The sequence below is a fragment of the Streptococcus infantis genome (genome assembly GCF_047464415.1).
Classification (GTDB): Bacteria; Bacillota; Bacilli; order Lactobacillales; family Streptococcaceae; genus Streptococcus; species Streptococcus infantis_AE.
The window spans coordinates 101,579-121,095 of the sequence record NZ_JASHBX010000001.1 but is presented as its reverse complement, the minus strand read 5'-3'; the positions used below and the strand labels follow the sequence as shown (position 1 = coordinate 121,095).

Below are 19,517 nucleotides of genomic sequence, written 5' to 3'. Positions count from 1 at the left end.
TGTCTCCTTTTTTGATTATTTTGATTATTTTGATTATTTCCCTTTTGTTGAAGTTAAAACCTGAACGCCAGCTTGCCCTGCAACAATCACTTTATCAACCATTTGATTAAATAAACCGTGCTCAACAATACCGACCTGAAGATCCAGTTGATGACCAAAAGCAATCGGGTCTTCAATAACACCTAAATCAAGATCAATGATGAAATTTTTCATATCCGTCACAAAACGTTGGCCATCTTTTTCACGAAAACTTGGCTTATAACCAGCTTTTTCAAAACGACGGAAAACCTGTTCTGCTCCGTATTGGACAACTTCGACAGGTAGTTTGAAAGCGCCAAGTTTCTCAACCATCTTGCTCTCATCTACCACCCAGATATACTGTTTGGTTGGTGTCGCAACTACTTTTTCCATTAGAAGCGCCCCACCGCCTCCTTTGATACCATTAAACTGGCGATCTACCTCATCAGCTCCATCAACAGTCACATCAACCTCATCCACCTCGTCAATCGACTTAAGTGGGATATTTAATCCTTGTGCCTGTTTTGTCGTTACACTCGAGGTCGTTACGGCTGTAATTTGAAGTCCTTCTTCTTTAATTCTACGTCCGATTTCCTCTACGAAATAATAGGCAGTCGAGCCTGTTCCAAGTCCTACAACCATTCCGTCGGTTACGAACTCAGCAGCCTTGATGCCTGCTATTTTTTTCAGATTTTCCACTTAAACACCTCCAAACAAAAAGCTACTTTTATTATAACATGAATACGCTTTAAATTCATCCTTGCACTAGAAAAACCCGAACATTTTATTTCGGGTTTTTGATTCTTATTTTACCATGTCAGGATCGTAGTCATAAAATCCTGTGTCAAGGAAACGATTTTTTGGATGGAGTTTACGGACTTGCTCATCCAACAAGAAGGCTTGGTCATGCGTAAAGCTTCCCTCTTGAATCAAGCTACGGGCTTGGATGAAGAGTTTTGCAATCTCAACAAAATCTTGCCCTGGAGTATAAAGTCCTTCTAGTTTCCAATGAGTGAAACCATGCTCCACCAACTCTGGCAATTTGGTCATCAAATCGAGGTCGTTATTGGCAAAAATGTGAGTTCCATGATTGTCTTCAAAAATTGAGTAATGGCTATCTGGATCACTAGGCTCTGCTAAGAAGAGGTCGCGTTGACGTGTTTTTTCATCATCAATCTGAGTAAAATTATAGTAATTCTGCAAGAGTGGACGCTTAGAGTGGTGGATAACGCTTGCTCCATAGACCAAAATTTCAGCAGGAATTTCCAAAATTTCAGGCATTTTAAAGAGCTCTGCAGATGGAATTTCACGGGCTAAAACTGCCTCAGAAGCGCCAGCCTTTTGTCCCCAGAAATTGATCTGACGGCTGCTTGTTACCATGGTTGAGGCATCATAGATGGTTTTAAAAGAATAACCATCACGGTTTACCACATAAAAGACACCTGCATCTCCAACAGTGATGTAGTCGGTCTTGATTTCCTCTAGAAAGTCCAAGAATGGCTTGATACGGTCCATCATGTCTTGGTGCATGAGGGCATTGACCGCTACGATCAATTCCTTACCTGCATCATGAACCAGACTAGCGATGGTTCTCAGTTCATCATAAGAAAAAGTCTTTGGTAGGCGAAGTCCAAAATCTTTCTCACCGACATAGATGCGGTCAACTCCCGCCTCTAGTAATTCTTTTACTTGTTCAATTCTTTCAGCAGTTGCTGTAATAATAATCTTTTCCATAAGAAAAATTATACCACATTTCTGAAAAATCAGCTATTCCCTAAAATGATAAATTTACTTATTCTTTTTGTAACCTTACTGTAATAATTTTTTTCTTGAAAAATGGTAAAATGAAAGAGTACTGTTAAGGAGAGAATCATGCCCGTAAGAAAATATCAATCGTATGAGTTTGAAGAAGAGGAAACTCAAACAACGCTATACCAAGACTATGTTCCAGAAACCACTTCCGTTGCTAGTTTGAAGGAAGTTCTTTTCTTTGTAAACATTGCTTGTTTTTGCGTCTTTTTAGCCTTATTTAGCTTCATCTTTTTAGCCCTCAAGTTTAATACAGTTCTGGCTTTTAGCCTAGCAATTGCCTTGAGTTTAGCGGCATCAAACTTTCAACGTTCAATGATTAAGAAGAAATTATATTAGATTCAAAAGGTCGGGATTTTTGTCCCGACCTATTTTTTCTACGATAGCTAAAGAGCTGCGACTAGAAAAGCGATACTTGGTCTACCGCTTTCCAAGTCACAGCCTTTTTTTATTTATTTTTACGCTTGGATGGTGTTTGAATGGCGATTTTTACTTCAAAAATCGTACCATGTGGTTTGTTATCCTTAACACTGATGGTTCCTTTTAAAGCATCGACAATCTGCTTTGCTAAGGACAAACCTAACCCAAAGCCACCTTTTTGGCGAGTACGAGCCTTGTCAACTCGATAAAAGCGATCAAAAATTTTCTTTTTATCTACTGCAGAAATACCAATTCCATCATCAGCTACTGACAAATAGAGATTACGCTCCGTCGTAGCAATGACAAAATGAATATCTCCTTCTTCTTCTGTGTACTTGACAGCATTGTCAAACAAGATAGTCATCAGCTGCTTAAGAAGCAGCTTATCTGTTATGATGGTTCGATGGATGCGATTTTCAAAATGAAAAGCACGGTTGTTTTCAGAAGCAATCATTTCATAGTTAGTAAAGGTTGTGTTAAAGAAGTCTGGCTCTACCTCTCCTAACTCCGGTTTAATACCGTCATCACGACGAGCTAAATTAAGTAGATTAGTCGTTAAAAAGCGCATATTCCGAACTTCTTCTAGACTGGAGGCAATACTCTCACTTGACTCCATAATGGTTGCCTCAGGTTTTCTGAAAAGAGTTTCTAGACGATTTTGGAGAACAGCCAGTGGAGTTCGTAGCTCATGACTGGCATTTTCCACAAAACTCTGTTGCTTTTGCATGCTTTCAAGTAAAGGTTTAACACTGACACGCGCAAGATAAAGGCTGGCAATAATGGATAAAATCCAGAAGCTAGCCATGACTACCACGATTAATTGCTCATGATTTTGACTAATTTGCTCTATCTGACTGGTATTTATCAAAACCGCTGCATACTTAATATTGGTCGAGACAGAATCGATATTTATTTCAGATAGAATCACTCGGTAAATCTCATCCTGACCATAACTATTCTGAACATGAAGTTGTCGAATATGATTCAAATCCTTTTTATTAAAAGTAATCTTATCAAGACCTAAAAAGCGGTTGCCAGTCACTAATTGATTCAAATTTGAATCTAGCAATATCACTTCCGTATTGGAACTAACCGTTGGTTTTTTATCCGTTGATGGAGTCACGGATTGACTATTGAGATCTTTGACTTCATCTGTTGCTCGATTCACAGCCAACTGGATAACATCTTGAGGATTGCCACTGAGAGACAGAAGCTTCTCATCTACTGAGGTGTAGAGACTGGAGTGCATAACCTGCAAGATAATCAAGGTCATAGCAGAGAAAATCAGAGTAAATACTCCAAAATTACGGATAAAATAACTGAAATCTTCTGCGTACCAATTCTTTTTAATTTTTTTAAACATGTTTTAAAATATACCCAACACTACGCAAGGTTTGGAGGTTTTCAGCAAAGACTGAGCCCTTTAATTTCTTACGAACTTTTGATACATAGACTTCTACCACGGAGATGGTTGTGTCACTGTCAAATCCCCACAAACGGTCAAAAATTTGTGTTTTTGGTAAGATCACATTTTGATTTTGGAGGAAATAAACCAAGAGATCAAATTCTTTACCTAATAGTTCCACAACAGTATCATTGATTTTAACTTCATTTGTAGATAGATTAACTGTCAAATCACCATAAGAGAGGGTATTTTCATTGAACTTACCAGAACGTTTGAGCAGCGCTTGGATACGCATCTTGAGCTCTTCTAGATAAAATGGTTTTGTTAGATAATCATCTGCCCCAAGCTCAAATCCATGTCCCTTATCATCAAGACTTTCCTTGGCTGTCATGATCAGAACAGGAGTCGAAATCCCTTTTTCACGCAATTCTTTTAAAACTTGGAACCCATTTTTCTCAGGTAACATCAAGTCCAATAAAATCAAGTCATAAACACCACTTTCGGCCTCATAAAGACCTTCTTCGCCATCAAAAACCTGCATGACATCCGCAAAATCATCCAAAAAATCAAAAACTGAATTTGACAGGCCTAGGTCATCTTCCACTAATAGAATTTTGATCATCAAAAATTCCTCCTTATTATACCTATTATAGCAAAAATATCTTAAAAAAAACTCAACTTCCCTTGTTTTTCCAAGAGAAAGTTGAGTTTTTGTAATCTAGTTAGACTAGAATCTTTTAAGCTTTGCTATATTTAGCTACAACTGCTTCAACTGCTGCTTTTTCACGCTTAATCAATTCAACGCGAGCTGCGATTTCCTTGATTCCCATACCGATGTTACGGCTAAGAGCTAGGTCAGAAAGTTGTGGCTCAAAGAATTCCTTGTATTCCGCCAAGCGTTGTTCTGACTTGAATACATGGGCAGGAAGGATAACAAAGCTATCAAAGCTCATATCTCCTCCAAGGGCAGCCTTAATCCAATCCCAGTTTTCACGCGCCCAAGACCACGCTGTTTCCTGGGTTGCTTGATGACCTAAGAATTGGAAGTACCAAGCTGATAAGTCTTGTGGTTTTACCACAAATTTGTCCTTCCAAGAAGCAATCAAGGTTTGGATATTATCCGCATCTGTACTGTAGGCAAGAGCAGCTGCCAATTGGCGTTTAAAGGCGGCATCTGTGGCATGAGTATAAAGATCGAGATAAGTTGCGACCAATTCCTTAGTCTCATGGTGTTTCATTTCATTGATGAGAACTTGTGAACGAATAGCTGCTGGAAGTCCTGAAAGATTATCCTTGTGGGCTTCGAAAATTTGGCTAGCAACTTGACTAGCTTCTTCATCATTTGAACGAATCATCATAGAAATTGTCAATTGACGAACCAATTCATCCTCATCAGATTCACCCTCTTTAGCTTCAAAGCCAAGACGGTCATAGTTGTAACGAGCCAGTTTAGCAATAAGGGCTTTAAAGGCTTTTTCTGTCTCAGTTCCTTCATCGATAAAGCGATCAAGCGCTCCGATAACTTGTGAAACTGCTGAAACAACGAGATAAGATTCTTCTTTAGCCAATTGATCCACCACTGGAAGCAAGTCTGCGTACGAAATGTGCCCTGCTTCAGCAAGCAAACGACGTTCTTGGACGATTTGAAGTTTACTTGTGTTATCAAGTTCTACTAGATCTGCAAGCACAGCATCAAGTAATTGACCTTGATAGTCTGTAATGTAGTGGGCTGTATTTTCAGTGTTGAGACGAAGTGCTCCTTCATTTTCAGCAAGAAGTGCTGCATAGCCGGGGATTTCGATACTTTCAGTTTCGAGAGTATCTGGTACTCCTTTCCAGTTGCTGTTAAGTGGCACTACCCAAAGACGATTCTTGTCTTCATGCTCACCGATGAAGAATTGTTTTTGTGAGATCTTCAAAACATCATTTTCAACTGTAGCAGTCAAAACTGGATAACCAGGTTGCTCCAACCAAGAATCCATAAAGGCTGCTACATCACGGCCTGATGCTTGACCAAGGGCATTCCAAAGGTCACGACCAATGGTATTTCCGTATTGGTGTTTTTCAAAGTAAGCATGCAAACCTTTGGCAAAATCAGCATCCCCTAACCAACGACGAAGCATGTGCATGAGGCGACTTCCTTTGGCATAGACGATAGCTCCATCAAAGAGCGTATTGATTTCATCTGGGTGTTTGACTTCAACGTGAACAGATTGAACGCCATCCGTCGCATCGCGTTCAAGAGCAAGAGGTACTCCACCTGTTTGGAAATCTTCAAAGATATTCCAACTTGGCTCGATGGCATCCACACAGACGTATTCCATCATGTTCGCGAAGCTTTCATTGAGCCAAAGGTCATCCCACCACTTCATAGTCACAAGGTTACCAAACCATTGGTGAGCAAGCTCATGGGCAATGACTAGAGCAACTTGTTGACGGCTGGCAAAGGTAGAGTTCTCATCCACAACCAAGTAAACTTCACGATAAGTTACCAGACCCCAGTTTTCCATAGCACCAGCTGAGAAGTCAGGAAGGGCGATGTGGAGAGATTGAGGGATTGGGTACTTGACTCCGTAGTAGTCTTCGTAAAATTCAATTGAGCGAACAGCGATATCTAGTGAGAAATCAAGGTTTGAAAGTGGATGGGCCTTGGTTGAGTAAACACCTACCAGCGTACCATTTTTAGTTTTGGCAGTTACCCCTTGCAAATCACCTGCTACGAAAGCCAGCAAGTACGAAGACATACGTGGAGTTGTCTCAAATTTCCAGATACCAGTTTCCTTGCGGTTTTCAACGTCAATTTCTGGCATGTTAGACAAGGCCAACTCACCTTCTGCTTGGTCAAAGCGAAGAGCTAGGTCAAAGGTTGCTTTGGCTTCTGGCTCATCCACACATGGGAAGGCTTCACGAGCAAAGTGACTTTCAAACTGAGTTGACAAAACTTCTTTTTTAACACCATCAACTGTATAGTATGATGGGTAGATTCCTGTCATGTTGTCTGTAATTTTTCCTGAAAAAGCGATGACCACTTCAACTTGACCTGCTTCCGCAAGTTCGATATGAAGGGCTTCGTTTTCATTATCAACTGTGAATGGGCGAGCTTGACCTGCTACTTCTACAGAAGCGATTTCTAAGTCCTTTTGGTGAAGGGAAATTCGGTCACTTTGAGCTTGACCGGTAATGGTTACTTTTCCTGAAAAAGTCTTGGTCTCACGACTCAAGTCTAAAAACAAATCATAATGTTCAGGAACAAATTGTTTAATATAATGTTCAACTGCTTGCATCATTTTCTCCTATTCTATATTTCTGAGCAAATGCTCTAGTTCAAACATACCTATTTTATCATATTTTAAGTCAGAAAAAAGCTTTGGACGGTGATTTCCAAAACTTTCTTCTTACTAGTAGCCTACAGAGGGTAGACCTTGCGAAATTCTTCCAAAACAACCTTGCTGTCAGGTGTAAAAGTCAGTCCAGCCTCCCTCATCCACTCAGCGAAACAGTCCTCATGAACCTGACGCCAATAGGCTAAAGATTTGTCTCCTTCACCTTCCTTGTAGGCATGGTCGGCTGAAACCTGATGGAAAGGCTGAACGGAAACCTTTGTAATTTCGATAATGCAGACAGCCCGATCTTGGCTATCTAAAATGATGTCAAAGGTCCCTTCTTGTGGCAGGGGATCGTTATCAACTGCATAAAGATCATAGGCTGATGTAGTTGCAGTCTTTTCACCTTTTAAAACCAAATCTGCCAAGAGATCGGCTTCTACTCCAAAAGCCCAGGCATCTATCTCATCACCGATAGAGGGGTTGATTTTCTTATAGGCATTCCACATTTCTTGAGGTGTCATAGGTTGCTCCTTTGTATTTTTTTACTTTCTTCTTTTACACGTTTGAGATGGTCTGGATGGTCAATTTTTAAATCAAAAATCTCTGGAATAGAACTGTAGTGGATTATGCATTTGATATCCATTTGATTCATTTTTTGTATGAAAGAAGGATTCAGATAACCTGCTACAGCGAAATCTATCTTTTTCATCCTTGCTTTATCCTGCATCTGTCTCAGCATTTGTAACATAATGGGACTTTCCATATCATGCCATTGACTATTTCTCACAGTTGCAAAAATAAATGAAGTCAAATCATTCATTCCAACTACAATCTTTAAAATGCCAATTTCCAGTATCCTGTCCAAGTCAAAATAAGCTGACGGTAATTCAATCATTGTTCCAACTTTTCCAGTAAAACCATGCTGGCGCAATACTCTAATAGCTTGTTTTAACTGTTCAGCATCATTGACAAAAGGAAAAATAACAGACAGATTGGTATTGGTTTGATAAACTTCTGTAACGACATGTGCCTCAGCCTGAAATTCATCTGGACACGCCAGTAAACGCCTAGTTCCTCTATATCCAAATAAGGGGTGGCGTTCGTCAAAATACTCTTTAGTCCCGTCTAGACTATTTGCTTCTGCATTTGTTAACTCTGAAAATCGATACCAGACTTCTTCATCTGAGTATAAATGGCAAATAGTGTCTAGATAATCTTTTACAAATTGCTGACAACTTGGTAACAGGATGTTTTGGTTTATTTCTCTCAACAAGTATTCCCCACGAATCATACCAACATGATGAAATAGTTGTCGGTAAATTTTTTCAACAATTCTTTCGCCACTAAGAGCTAGTTGGTTTTGCATGTTTTACCTTCCAATTCTTATAGCTTGTCCGTTCTAATTCAGGAAATCCTCGTAACTCTGCCTTCACCTTCAATACTAAGGGTGAGGCATTTTCTTCGGTAATTTGCTCAAGAGGAAGCCAGATTGCATTTGCTGAATCATTGCTTCCATCAAGAAGCTCCTGAGGAAGGGATTGTTGAGAGCGTTCAAAATCGAGTACGATGTCATAAAAGGCCATGATATGGTGTACTGCGAAATCTTGCCCTTCTTCTTGAACCAGCACATCATAGATTCTAGGGTTTGAATAATCGCTAAGAGCATATCCTGTCTCTTCCAGAACTTCTCTCTTGAGGGTTTCTGTCAGTCCCTCACCGATTTCCTGACTACCACCCGGTAGATCAAACCGATGCTGATAAGGTCCTCTCGTTTTTTCAATGCAAAGTAATTTCCCATTCTCATAGCAAACGCCGTAGACACCAAAGTGTTTTTTGATTTTCATATTCTATTCTTTCTAAAAGTTCCAGATTGCTAGCTCACCTTATCCCTTAAAAGGAAAGAGGCTATAAATTTCATGATCCTTGATATACTTCCTTAGTATCTCCATATTCTCTTCGATTTTTGCTTGGATATCTGTCTCTTCACAAGTTGACTCATCAATAAAAAGGTGAATCTTCAATAAATCTGTCAAGTATAGCAAACGACGTTCCATTTCTGATTCAGGGCTTGGAGCCTGCTCGATTTTTGCAAGCTTTTGCTCCAAGCTATCACCATTCAAAAATCTCTGATGAACTCTCCTTCTAATTTTTTGAGTGGATTCCTCCCCTTTTTCTAATGGAGATAAAAGAAGTTTTTTATAGACCAATACCTGATTTTCTGCCTCTCTTTCCATATAGGCCAATAAAACCAGAGAGCTATCAACAAAGGTCCAAGTGTTATAATTCCCTTCAAATGGGACTTGTATGATTCTATCTAATAATTCCTTAGTCATTTCCTCTTGACCATCCAGATAAAGTAAATAGGCCAGACGATTCAGTGATTCGAGATAGCTAGCTTGGGTTTTCTTATTCTTTTTAGGGATCCGGTTTAAATACGATACTAACTCGACATCATTTTCAATCTCTTCGATTAGTTCTTTCACATTCATTTCTTTTCTCCTATCCAATTCACTTTTTGTTACTGAGGAATGCTATTCTCAAGTCAATCTTACTGAAGTAGATATTCTTTCCCTGTCGCTTGGACGTCTGAGGAAAGGTAGCGCTCTATCAAGTCACCTGTCCCTACAATATATTCCTCCTGTGGGACATCCTCTCTTTGGCCCCAAAAATTTGAAAAAGCGAAATAGAACTCCAAAAACTCCGTCAAACTTTCGCTGAGTTTGTAGAAATTAGGATCTCCAGGACTGCCAGCGTAAACTGGAGAACTGTCATCTTTCATATCACAGAAAAGAATGTCATCTATATCTGTAGTAGCGAATATCTGGTATTGCCCTTCACTAAACTGAAGAATATCTTGTAAGGCCCAACATTCGACTGTCCTTGCAGGAGAATTTAATGGCAACAAAATGATATTAAAATTTTGATTAGCAAAACATAAATCCTCATTGAACACTATATGTTGATAATAATCAAGTAATTCTCCTGTCAAATCTGAGGACTGGATCCTTAATTTTTCGTTTGAAAAACTCACTGGTTGGGGAATAAACGTTGTTTCCTCATAGAGTTTAATGATCTTTTTTAATACAGTCACTACTGCCATTTTTCTCTCCTCGGTTATTCCTCTTACGTCTCCTTTAAGAATTCCAGCCATATTTTCACCTCTGGATTTATCTCATGTGCTATCTCAGCATACTTCCTATAATACATATCCAAGTAGCCTTGTTCATTCCGGAAAATAATACCTTGTTCATAACAGTTTTTAAGAGTTGTGAGCATAGATTCCAATGACTGGTATTCGACCTGAGGTTCCTCTTCATACACATAAAAACCAAGTCTTTGACCCTGAGCTTCTGGAGCCAGGATCATGGCATAAAAATCTCCCCCACCGCTGGAAAAAATTGGGAACCAGCATTGATTCCAAGTAGAAGTCTTCCTCAACTCCTGATAGGTCTGGATACTTTCTTCCAGAGACATCAAATAGAAACCAGGAAAAAATGCCAGCTCACCGAGTGTGATTTCCTCACTATCTTTTGATCCGTTTCTCCAAGTATAAAGGGTACGCAAGTCCTGGTTTGGCTGCAATGGTATTTCCTCAAACAATTCTTGAATCTGTTGAGAAGATATTCCCGGATTTAGATGGTCTACACAAGGATGATCTAGCTGTTGGAGACTTTTTTCAATCTCATTTAATAATTGGGCGATCGTTTCCATTCGTTCTCCTCGCCTTGTAAATCATTAGAGACGAGTTACTTCGTCCCTAGAAAAGAGTTTGCGATTATTCAATCCCATCCTCTTTGTTATATTCTATCATGCATTTGACCGCATATTCTACCCATTCCCAAAAATCGTTAAACTCTTTTCGTTGCTCCCAGCCTTCGGCAGCAAAGTCATGAATGAGTTGGACTTTATTGCCCTTTCCTATTTCAAAACAAGCTGTATCATCACAATCTCCTCTTTTAGCAAATGGAATCAACTTTCTGCTTGGGTACCTTTCCTGCAATCTCTCATACAAAGACAGGGCCCATTCTGAATCCAACAGATACCAAATATCAAAATCAACTAAATTAAGTTCGATACATTTTTTAAACGATTCAGGATACTGAAATATCCTTTCGTCCAATAAGTAGGTTTTCATTTCTTATTTCTCCTTTTAGAAGCATTTTCTACTGATCTATATAGATTTATAATCGCATTACAAAGGCAAGTTTAACCATTTAGAATCATCAAACCATTCTTTCTTATCTATCCGCTATTCTGCGTAAGAACTCTTCCCAGGTGAGGATTATAAACCTTAAATAGATAATCCTCACTCAGCTAAGTCTTGAGTTTAGGCTGTCAACTACTCTTAAAATACGCGACCTCGAAGTCCATAAATTTCATTCTTTAAATTCAAAGGAAAATAGATGACTAGTCTAAGAGGGACAAATAAGAGACTAAAATATCCTTTACCAATTCTAGAAAAGCAACTTTATTTATTGGCTCTTTTGAAGCCAAGCCAAATTCATATTCAAAAAAATGCTCAACCACTTCATCTCCAGCCTGTATAACATCCTCAATGGTCTCAAGCACTTGCTTCTGCTTCTCTTCTTCTAGGCTCAAGAAATCCTCTTTCACAAATGCATCAAATACTGTAAGGACATCTTCCTTTTTACTCATATCAAAAGGATATAGAAACTCTGCCTCTTCACTTGTAACAACATTACTTTCTAAGGACATCATTAGATTCCATAATACTAAATAGTGCCTATGAAAATTATCTCTACTTTTCAACTTTTCCCCCAATTTTTGCGACATATCCTTTACTGAATAGGTTTAGACTAGCATTCTGGACTATTACTTACTTTATTGAGAAAACCTCCCCTTTTCCATCATCCCTTCCTAATCTCAACTTACTAGTAGTATTATTTTAAAACTTCTCCCGAACGAATATAGGTTTTAAAGAAGTTTTTAGGAACAGAGGCAATCTTAGGTGTAATGGATAATCCATAATTGGCAAAATCTAAAGCCAACTTTTTAGAGTCAATTGCATCATAATACTCAACATACAATCTGCATAAGTTCATTTTGGTAATAGAGAAATGTTTTAACAACCAATCCTTATCAAGATCCTTCTCGGGTTCTATGCTCGAAAATACGGTTGGATACGATGAATACTGAGCAGTAAAATCGATGGCCTCTTGGACAGCCTTTTCCAATTCAGCTTGATCCATGCCATTGCTATGATCGATAGAACCTAATCGAGTCCTTAAAGCACAATCCACTTCTTCTAACAGTCCCGAGTCCAGAAAGAGAGGATGAAGCCCAATATTCACGAAATAGGCAGTCCCATCTGATTTTCGTTGAAAATAGATTACCGTGTAAAAATCATGATTGATTTTATAATAGTTATTGGTTCGTCTTAGTCGCGAAAAGCCATTTTTTACGAAGAGTTCTTTGGCCTCTTTTATTTCATTACCTGCTCTTTCATAGGATGTTAAGAGTTGTTCGTTACAGTTTACTAGGAATCTAAATGGATATAGGTTATCCCTACAACTTTACCATTCTCAATATTGTATTGTTTCACTGTATCTATGTAGCCAATCAATCCTTCATCACTAATCTCTTCTAGCGTTGCTGGCACTATATTGTCTTTTAATTTAAAATTTCTAGCTTTATTCATGTTGCCTACATCCTCAATGGAGGTCCAAAAAAGCATATATTCATCGCAATAAAAATAGATCTGATCATCACAAAACTCCGGTATTTTACAGAACTCAACGCCATCACTTTGCCTTTCTATCGCTCCACTATCTCGATAAACAAAGTAGGTCTTTTTCATCTCTCATTTCTCCTTTTTAAGTATCAATCTTCACAGGAGCAATCTCAGCAATTCTAACAAGGTCAGAAGATCCCGATAACATCACATCATTTTGGTTTATAAAATTGAATTCAACCTTATTCTCTAAAAAAAACAGTTCCAGTTGACCATTCACCTGATGAATCCCCTTGGAATAAAAATGGATTTCATCTAAATTAAAAAACTCTAAATTAATTTTTATGGCATTAAATACACTTTTCTGCCACTTTTCAGGGAAATTAGTTGGCAAATCAAATAAATAAAAGACAAGATCTAATTTGTAATCGTAACATAATACAGTATCAAGAAATACATTATTCAATTCCAAATCACCATCAAACAGATGAATAATCTTTTCCTTCCCCACTGCTTTTTCAAACCATTTCACAATATGAACTCCTTTTTTAAAAATGAATAAAAATCTTGTTTTTAAGAGTTATTGTTTCGCTCTTAAAGTAGATTTTAGAATAGACTAATTCTCCTGCCGTCCTTGCCTTTTATAACGTCATTATCAAGTCTAAGTGTTTTCTCCCCTGAAAATACCACACAAAAGCCGTGCTCCTTGACTAATTCATTAATATTGACTGTCATTTTTCTATCCGATCTCCTAGGTTATTTTCACCCAATTTTTTTAACTTCCAAAGTTTGATAGCCGCATCTTTCCTGAGTCCCATAAAGAGGCTTGCTAAGGTTACTGCTTCCTCTTTTTTATAGATTTGAGAACTAATACTGGCCCATCCATCTTGCAGGCATTCAATTTTTAAATAGAAATCTCGCTCTTGTCCAAGTTTCCCTGTTACATCGTCTATTTCATAAGAAGCGGACAGCAAAGACACTGAGATAAAGTCACCCGGTCTTCGATACATTCGCATGACGGATTCTTTCTGATTAACAGAGTGGATATCCTCTTTTGTTTCAGCTCTATCACGATCGGATAAAATCACCCACTCCCTATCATCCTCTGATGAATAAAAACGCCATTCTTTCTCAACCATATCCTGCTCCATCTTCTAGTGCTTCTCTTGTTATTGACTACACCTAGTAGTATGCTACTTTGCCTATACCATATTCTAAAATTTCAAGACTATTGTGGGAGAATTTAAGTCCTCTACCATGCTCCGAGTCCTCTCTTAGTCCAAATTCCAAACCAAAAATCAGGTCTATGTCCGTCTGTTCAGACAAGATAAAAACGGATAGGAGTCTGGCGTGCGCTAGTTCTGGAAATTCCTCCTGAATTTTTTCCAAAGCTTTTGGATACCATACTGATGATTGATTCAGTAGATGATCGAGTTTTGCTTTATAAGACGGAGTCAACTCCTCATTGATAACCTCTAAAGAATCACTTAAAGTAAGGCAGACCTTTTCCTTTTCCTCTGGAATTGCTACATAGTCTCGTTATGGATACCAAATTTATATTCTCTCATCATTCTCTATCCTTATCGTTATCAGTCATTGGATACCATTTCTCTAATAGACCTGCTTAATTATCAAAAAGCATAAAACTATCATGCTGCTGATAATAATTCAAAGCCTCGACCAAGTCTTGGTGACTTGCATTTAGTTTTTCCTCAAGTGCAACCGAAAGAACATCAATCAACTGCTCTCCATAGTAGACTAGCTGGAGATCTTGCTCCGCTACATCAGCAGGGTAAATATCACGGTCTTCCACGACATCCGGATAATTTGATACCCAATAGGACCTAGCTAGTGCCAGTTCTCCATCCTCCTTGCCATAGAGGCAAAAATCATCTGAAGTTAGTTGATCCGCTCGTAGCTGCTCGATGATCTGATCTAGTGAAAGTTCTTGGTGTTTCCGCATCCCTTCTCCTTTTTAGTCTCACTCTTCAACAAAGGAATTTAAAAAATCCTCAAAAGATGGCCATTGACCATACAACTCAGCTTTTTCTTCTAGAACATAGAAGTACACCTTGCCATAATCTTCTGCCCTTAAAGAAAGAGCATAGTTGCCTGATCCAGGATCATAGGCGAAATGAAGAAGGTCTGTTGCCTTAAATCCTTCAGGCAAAACCTCATCGTCAAACCAATTCAGAGACTTTCTCATCTCATCAAGTGAATCAAAGGAATTGAAAGGAAAGATATGACGATCATCGTGGACACCCCTTACTTGGGGCTGGCCTCCGTTGTACTTAAGGTAAAAATCCTTCATGGCTTCCGGTAATTTCTTCCCAAGAATCTCCTCAAATTGTAAAAAATCTTCTTTTGAAATCGGTGAATCTGCATCTAGCACTCTAAACATGATTAATTTCTTCCTTCTTTACAATTCTTCTTCCAACACCTTATCAATAAAGTCATAGACGTTTGCAGCAACTTTTTGCATTTCTAAGGAGCCTAAAGCACCTAATTCATTTTCATAAATGCAATCATCTGCATTTTTCTTGATAAAGTAGGCCAAATCTCCTTCCTGTCCAATCATAAAGTAATCTGGCTCTACTTCCTCAATCTGATAAGTCTCATTACGCTCCTCTAGATCCTCCTTGGCATACAAACAGATACCTGTATCTCCAATTTCATAGGGGTCAATCTTTTTCCACTCCATTAAAAACTGATAGTAGAGATTGGGCAAGACAAATCCAAACTCATCTCTTTTCATAGTTCACCTCCACATATTCACTGAGTATCAACTATATTACTTCAAAGACCAACCACCATCAATCGTCAGGATTTGCCCTTGCATGGCGCTTGCTTTCCCACTTGCTAGGAAAAGTGTAACATCTGCTATTTCCTCTGGCTCAATCCAGCGTTTGATGGGTGTCTCGCTAGCCACCCAATCTGCCAATCCACCTGGCTCAAAGTCAGCTGCGGTCATACCTGTCTTAACTGCACCAGGAGCAATGCCAAAGACCTGAATCCCAGCTTCTGCATAGTCTAGAGCCAACTGCTTGGTAAATCCTGCTAAGGCATGTTTAGAAGAGGTATAGGCGTGCCCACCTCCGCCTGCCAGACTTGAAGCAATGGAGCACATATTGATGATAACCCCATGTTTATGTTCCAGCATGTTTGTCAAATAATAGCGGGTCAACTCTACTGGAGTCACATAGTTGATTTCAAAAATCTCTTGGATCTCCTGAGCAGATTGTTCTAGTAAAGGTTTATAATCATCCAAAACTCCAGCTGTATTGCAGAGAACATCCACCTGAGGGCACCAGTCAAAAATTGGTTCTAAGTCAAGTGTTAAATCACGTTGTAAAAAGTGGAAATCACCGTCTAAGACTGGATTTTCTCCTTGATCCGCACCATAAACCTGATAACCTTTTTCTAAAAATAGACGAGCTTGCGCCAGGCCAATCCCTGAGCTAACCCCTGTAACAAGGACACGTTTAGTCATGGACTTCCACCCAATCCGTCGCTAGGACATCACATGGTGTCGGGCTCCACATAGAAAAACCTTCCCCTTCTCCAGATACATTGATGAGGAAATAGGGTGTCACTTCAAGGGCGACGCCATTTTGCTCGATAGTATCAAAAAGCTGGACATAGTTTTCAGCTCCACCCCAGCCAGTTCGTACATATTTTTTCTTAGCCTTTAGTCCAGGCAAAATTTCTTCAAATGTCATGTTTTTCTCCTTTGTTATCTATGAATCTTAATTTAATTATAACAAAAAACCGCTTTCCAACGGCTTTTTGACTGTGAATTTTGAAATGCAAATTCACCTTACGGCAAATCATTCCCAGCTGCTAGGTAAATCTCATACCATTCTTTTCGTGTTAGAGTCAGGTTACTTGCTTGGCTAGCTTCTAGCAAATGTTTTGAATTGGTTGTGCCAACAATAGCCTGCATCTTGGCTGGATATCGCAACACCCAAGCGATAGCAATGGCTGATGGGCTTACTCCATATTTTTGCGCAAGGCGGTTTAAAACTTGATTCAAAGCCTGGAACTTTTCATTGTCAACAAAATTCCCTTTGAAGAAACCAAACTGTAAAACTGACCAAGCCTGAATGACCATGTCGTTTAATTTGCAGTATTCAAAGACGCTACCATCACGCACAGCTGCCTTGTCACCTTCCATATTGACATGGAAACCTGATTCAAATCCTGGCGTGAAAGCTGCGCTTAGTTGTAATTGATTGATAGATAAAGGTTGTTTGACCTCTTTCTTCAGTAATTCCATCATCATAGGATTTTGGTTGGACACACCAAAGTCTCGAACTTTACCTGATTTGTGTAGAATATCAAAGGCTTGAGCCACTTGATCAGCTTCCATCAAGGCATCTGGACGATGGAGAAGCAAGCTATCTAGGTAATCAACTTGCAATCGTTGTAGAATCCCATCAACTGACTCTAAAATATAATCTTTTGAAAAATCAAAATAGGTAAATTCTTCTATGCGAATGCCACACTTGGACTGAATCCACATCTTCTCACGCAAGTCAGGGCGATGTTTTAAGACTTGACCCAGTAATTCTTCGCAACGTCCACGACCATAGATATCTGCCAAGTCAAAGGCATTGATTCCGACAGATAAGGCTGTTTCAACCAGCTCCTCAACTTCTTTGACCGATTTATCACTGATTCGCATCATGCCTAGGACGATTTCGGACAATTCTCTTTTCTCTTGACCAAATGGAATGTATTTCATGGCAACTTCCTCCGTTTTCTTCATTATAAAGCAGAATGACACTTTTATCAACTGCTATCTCACTAAAGAAAAGAACCAGCTTAAACTGGTCCTTTCAGATCTTATCCAATCACACTCCCGTTTGGTACAGCTGGATCAACTGTGAGAAGGGTTAATTTGCCATCATGTTCAGCTGAGAGGATCATACCTTGGCTTACATATTTTTTCATCATCTTACGAGGTTTAAGGTTGGCAACGATTTGTACTTTCTTGCCGACCAATTCTTGTTCATTTGGATAGTACTTAGCAATTCCTGAAAGGATTTGACGATCTTCACCATCTCCAGCATCCAAGCGGAATTGAAGCAACTTATCAGAGCCTTCCACTTTAGAAACTTCTTTGACCTCTGCAACACGGATTTCGACCTTGTCAAAGTCCTCAAATTTGATTTCTTCCTTGTTGAGTTTGAGTTCAACTTCATCAGGATTCCATTCTTTTTCGACTGCTGGTTTGTTACCTTCCATTTGTTCCTTGATATAGGTGATTTCTTCTTCCATATCGAGACGTGGGAAGATTGGTGTTCCTTTGGCAATTACAGTTACACCTGCAGGTAAATCAGCCAAGCTCAAGTTTTCAAGGCTAGAAACTTCTGCGAGTCCAAGTTGAGTCAAGACTGCACGACTGGTTTCCATCATAAATGGTTCAATCATGTGAGCTACGACACGAAGGCTGGCTGCCAAATGGCTCATAACACTTGCCAATTGGTCACGAAGGGCTTCATCCTTAGCCAAGACCCATGGGGCTGTCTCATCGATGTATTTGTTGGTACGTGAGATAAGAGTCCAGACTGCTTCAAGCGCACGTGGGTAGTCAACTGCTTCCATGTAGGTATGGTAGTCGGCGATTGATTGTTCTGCCACTTGAGCAAGAGCATTGTCAAAGTCTGTTACACCCTCAACATATGCAGGGATTTGCCCATCAAAGTACTTGTTAATCATGGAAACCGTACGGTTGAGGAGGTTTCCGAGGTCATTAGCCAATTCATAGTTGATACGTCCCACATAGTCCTCAGGTGTGAAGGTTCCGTCTGAACCAACTGGAAGGCTACGCATGAGGTAGTAACGAAGTGGATCGAGACCAAAACGCTCTATCAACATTTCAGGGTAAACGACATTCCCTTTAGACTTAGACATCTTGCCGTCTTTCATGACAAACCAGCCATGCCCAATCAAACGTTCTGGCAATTTGATATCCAACATCATGAGAAGGATTGGCCAGTAAATTGAGTGGAAACGAAGAATGTCTTTTCCGACCATGTGGAAGACTGTTCCATTCCAGAACTTGTCAAAGTTAGCGTGTTCTTCTTGATCGTAGCCAAGAGCTGTCACATAATTTAGAAGGGCATCAAACCAAACGTAAACAACGTGTTTTGGATTTGATGGAACTGGCACACCCCATGTAAAGGTTGTACGAGATACTGCTAAATCTTCCAAACCTGGCTCGATAAAGTTTTTCAACATTTCATTGAGACGTCCATCTGGAGTGATGAAGTCAGGGTGAGATTTGAAAAATTCAACCAAACGGTCTTGGTATTTGCTGAGACGAAGGAAGTAAGACTCTTCTGAAACCCATTCCACTTCGTGGCCTGATGGAGCGATACCACCAGTTACATTTCCAGATTCGTCACGGAAAACTTCCGCAAGTTGACTTTCTGTAAAGAATTCCTCATCTGAAACTGAATACCAACCAGAGTATTCACCCAAGTAAATATCATCTTGAGCAAGCAAGCGTTCAAAGACTTGAGCTACTACTTTTTCATGGTAGTCATCAGTTGTACGGATAAATTTATCGTATGAGATATCCAATAATTTCCAAAGTTCTTTAACTCCAACTGCCATACCATCAACATAAGCTTGAGGCGTGATGCCAGCTTCTTCTGCTTTTTGCTGAATCTTTTGACCATGCTCGTCAAGACCAGTCAGATAAAAGACATCGTAGCCCATCAGGCGTTTGTAACGTGCTAAGACATCACATGCGATAGTTGTGTAGGCAGAACCGATATGAAGTTTACCAGATGGATAGTAAATCGGTGTTGTAATATAAAAATTCTTTTCAGACATAATA

Annotated in this window: 25 protein-coding genes and 1 pseudogene; 1 reads left to right on the top strand and 25 read right to left on the bottom strand. The window is 39.3% G+C overall.

Going from position 1 to position 19,517, the window contains the following annotated elements; translation table 11 throughout:
* Positions 1-33: 33 nt before the first annotated feature.
* Both rpiA and QM460_RS00600 read right to left on the bottom strand, forming a co-directional pair.
* Positions 34-717: a ribose-5-phosphate isomerase RpiA gene (gene rpiA / locus QM460_RS00605; protein WP_045763755.1), complete on the bottom strand. Its 684-nt coding sequence runs from the start codon at positions 715-717 to the stop codon at positions 34-36.
* Between the two features lie 105 nt (positions 718-822).
* Positions 823-1,752, bottom strand: coding sequence for a peptidase U32 family protein (locus tag QM460_RS00600; protein ID WP_414288810.1), 930 nt, complete (start codon positions 1,750-1,752; stop codon positions 823-825).
* A 138-nt stretch (positions 1,753-1,890) separates the two neighbouring features.
* On the opposite strand from QM460_RS00600, the gene QM460_RS00595 reads away from it, so the two are divergent.
* Positions 1,891-2,166, top strand: coding sequence for a DUF3270 family protein (locus QM460_RS00595; RefSeq protein ID WP_001145235.1), 276 nt, complete (start codon positions 1,891-1,893; stop codon positions 2,164-2,166).
* Between the two features lie 109 nt (positions 2,167-2,275).
* Here the strand turns inward: QM460_RS00595 and QM460_RS00590 are convergent, their stop codons facing one another.
* The 23 genes and pseudogenes from QM460_RS00590 to metG form a co-directional block, all read right to left on the bottom strand.
* Entirely contained in the window at positions 2,276-3,610 is a 1,335-nt protein-coding gene (locus QM460_RS00590; protein ID WP_414288808.1) for a sensor histidine kinase, read from the bottom strand.
* Positions 3,603-4,274: a response regulator transcription factor gene (locus tag QM460_RS00585; protein ID WP_061862933.1), complete on the bottom strand. Its 672-nt coding sequence runs from the start codon at positions 4,272-4,274 to the stop codon at positions 3,603-3,605. Before QM460_RS00585 ends, QM460_RS00590 begins: the two co-directional genes overlap by 8 nt.
* A gap of 115 nt (positions 4,275-4,389) precedes the next feature.
* Complete coding sequence (locus tag QM460_RS00580) at positions 4,390-6,936, bottom strand: M1 family metallopeptidase (protein ID WP_075228659.1); 2,547 nt, start codon at positions 6,934-6,936, stop codon at positions 4,390-4,392.
* A gap of 122 nt (positions 6,937-7,058) precedes the next feature.
* On the bottom strand, positions 7,059-7,499 hold the full coding sequence (locus QM460_RS00575) for an ASCH domain-containing protein (RefSeq protein WP_075228658.1): 441 nt from the start codon (positions 7,497-7,499) through the stop codon (positions 7,059-7,061).
* Entirely contained in the window at positions 7,496-8,344 is an 849-nt protein-coding gene (locus QM460_RS00570; protein WP_075228657.1) for a putative PEP-binding protein, read from the bottom strand. The genes QM460_RS00575 and QM460_RS00570 overlap by 4 nt, the downstream gene beginning before the upstream one ends.
* Positions 8,322-8,822: an NUDIX hydrolase gene (locus QM460_RS00565; protein WP_414288806.1), complete on the bottom strand. Its 501-nt coding sequence runs from the start codon at positions 8,820-8,822 to the stop codon at positions 8,322-8,324. Before QM460_RS00565 ends, QM460_RS00570 begins: the two co-directional genes overlap by 23 nt.
* A 39-nt stretch (positions 8,823-8,861) precedes the next feature.
* A complete protein-coding gene (locus tag QM460_RS00560; protein WP_414288804.1) occupies positions 8,862-9,467 on the bottom strand; it encodes a DUF6707 family protein in 606 nt (201 codons plus the stop codon).
* 59 nt (positions 9,468-9,526) lie between these two features.
* Entirely contained in the window at positions 9,527-10,129 is a 603-nt protein-coding gene (locus QM460_RS00555; RefSeq protein ID WP_414288802.1) for a hypothetical protein, read from the bottom strand.
* The gene (locus QM460_RS00550) at positions 10,102-10,689 is read right to left on the bottom strand and encodes an SMI1/KNR4 family protein (RefSeq protein ID WP_414288800.1); all 588 of its coding nucleotides are present in this window, start codon (positions 10,687-10,689) and stop codon (positions 10,102-10,104) included. The genes QM460_RS00555 and QM460_RS00550 overlap by 28 nt, the downstream gene beginning before the upstream one ends.
* Before the next feature lie 64 nt (positions 10,690-10,753).
* Positions 10,754-11,113, bottom strand: a complete 360-nt coding sequence (locus tag QM460_RS00545) for a hypothetical protein (RefSeq protein WP_414288799.1) — start codon at positions 11,111-11,113, stop codon at positions 10,754-10,756.
* Positions 11,114-11,385: 272 nt separating this feature from the next.
* Positions 11,386-11,748: a hypothetical protein gene (locus QM460_RS00540; RefSeq protein ID WP_414288797.1), complete on the bottom strand. Its 363-nt coding sequence runs from the start codon at positions 11,746-11,748 to the stop codon at positions 11,386-11,388.
* A 131-nt stretch (positions 11,749-11,879) separates the two neighbouring features.
* Entirely contained in the window at positions 11,880-12,188 is a 309-nt protein-coding gene (locus tag QM460_RS00535; protein WP_414288796.1) for a hypothetical protein, read from the bottom strand.
* Positions 12,189-12,212: 24 nt separating this feature from the next.
* Positions 12,213-12,425, bottom strand: a pseudogene (locus QM460_RS00530) (DUF4304 domain-containing protein); the annotation flags it as partial.
* 50 nt (positions 12,426-12,475) lie between these two features.
* Complete coding sequence (locus tag QM460_RS00525; RefSeq protein WP_414288794.1) at positions 12,476-12,796, bottom strand: hypothetical protein; 321 nt, start codon at positions 12,794-12,796, stop codon at positions 12,476-12,478.
* 16 nt (positions 12,797-12,812) lie between these two features.
* A complete protein-coding gene (locus QM460_RS00520; RefSeq protein WP_414288792.1) occupies positions 12,813-13,202 on the bottom strand; it encodes an Imm50 family immunity protein in 390 nt (129 codons plus the stop codon).
* 199 nt (positions 13,203-13,401) lie between these two features.
* Positions 13,402-13,809 carry a hypothetical protein gene (locus tag QM460_RS00515; protein ID WP_414288790.1) on the bottom strand — a complete coding sequence of 136 codons (408 nt, stop codon included), beginning with the start codon at positions 13,807-13,809 and terminating at the stop codon, positions 13,402-13,404.
* 485 nt (positions 13,810-14,294) lie between these two features.
* The gene (locus QM460_RS00510) at positions 14,295-14,633 is read right to left on the bottom strand and encodes a hypothetical protein (RefSeq protein ID WP_414288788.1); all 339 of its coding nucleotides are present in this window, start codon (positions 14,631-14,633) and stop codon (positions 14,295-14,297) included.
* A gap of 18 nt (positions 14,634-14,651) precedes the next feature.
* Positions 14,652-15,071 (bottom strand): SMI1/KNR4 family protein, encoded by a 420-nt coding sequence (locus tag QM460_RS00505; protein WP_414288787.1) that lies wholly within the window; start codon positions 15,069-15,071, stop codon positions 14,652-14,654.
* Positions 15,072-15,089: 18 nt separating this feature from the next.
* A complete protein-coding gene (locus QM460_RS00500; RefSeq protein WP_414288786.1) occupies positions 15,090-15,425 on the bottom strand; it encodes a hypothetical protein in 336 nt (111 codons plus the stop codon).
* 36 nt (positions 15,426-15,461) lie between these two features.
* Positions 15,462-16,160 (bottom strand): 3-oxoacyl-ACP reductase, encoded by a 699-nt coding sequence (locus tag QM460_RS00495; protein ID WP_414288784.1) that lies wholly within the window; start codon positions 16,158-16,160, stop codon positions 15,462-15,464.
* Positions 16,153-16,389: a DUF2829 domain-containing protein gene (locus QM460_RS00490; RefSeq protein ID WP_000141913.1), complete on the bottom strand. Its 237-nt coding sequence runs from the start codon at positions 16,387-16,389 to the stop codon at positions 16,153-16,155. The genes QM460_RS00495 and QM460_RS00490 overlap by 8 nt, the downstream gene beginning before the upstream one ends.
* A gap of 98 nt (positions 16,390-16,487) precedes the next feature.
* The gene (locus tag QM460_RS00485) at positions 16,488-17,414 is read right to left on the bottom strand and encodes an aldo/keto reductase (protein WP_414288783.1); all 927 of its coding nucleotides are present in this window, start codon (positions 17,412-17,414) and stop codon (positions 16,488-16,490) included.
* Positions 17,415-17,515: 101 nt separating this feature from the next.
* Positions 17,516-19,513, bottom strand: coding sequence for a methionine--tRNA ligase (gene metG / locus QM460_RS00480; protein ID WP_414288782.1), 1,998 nt, complete (start codon positions 19,511-19,513; stop codon positions 17,516-17,518).
* Positions 19,514-19,517: the final 4 nt, after the last annotated feature.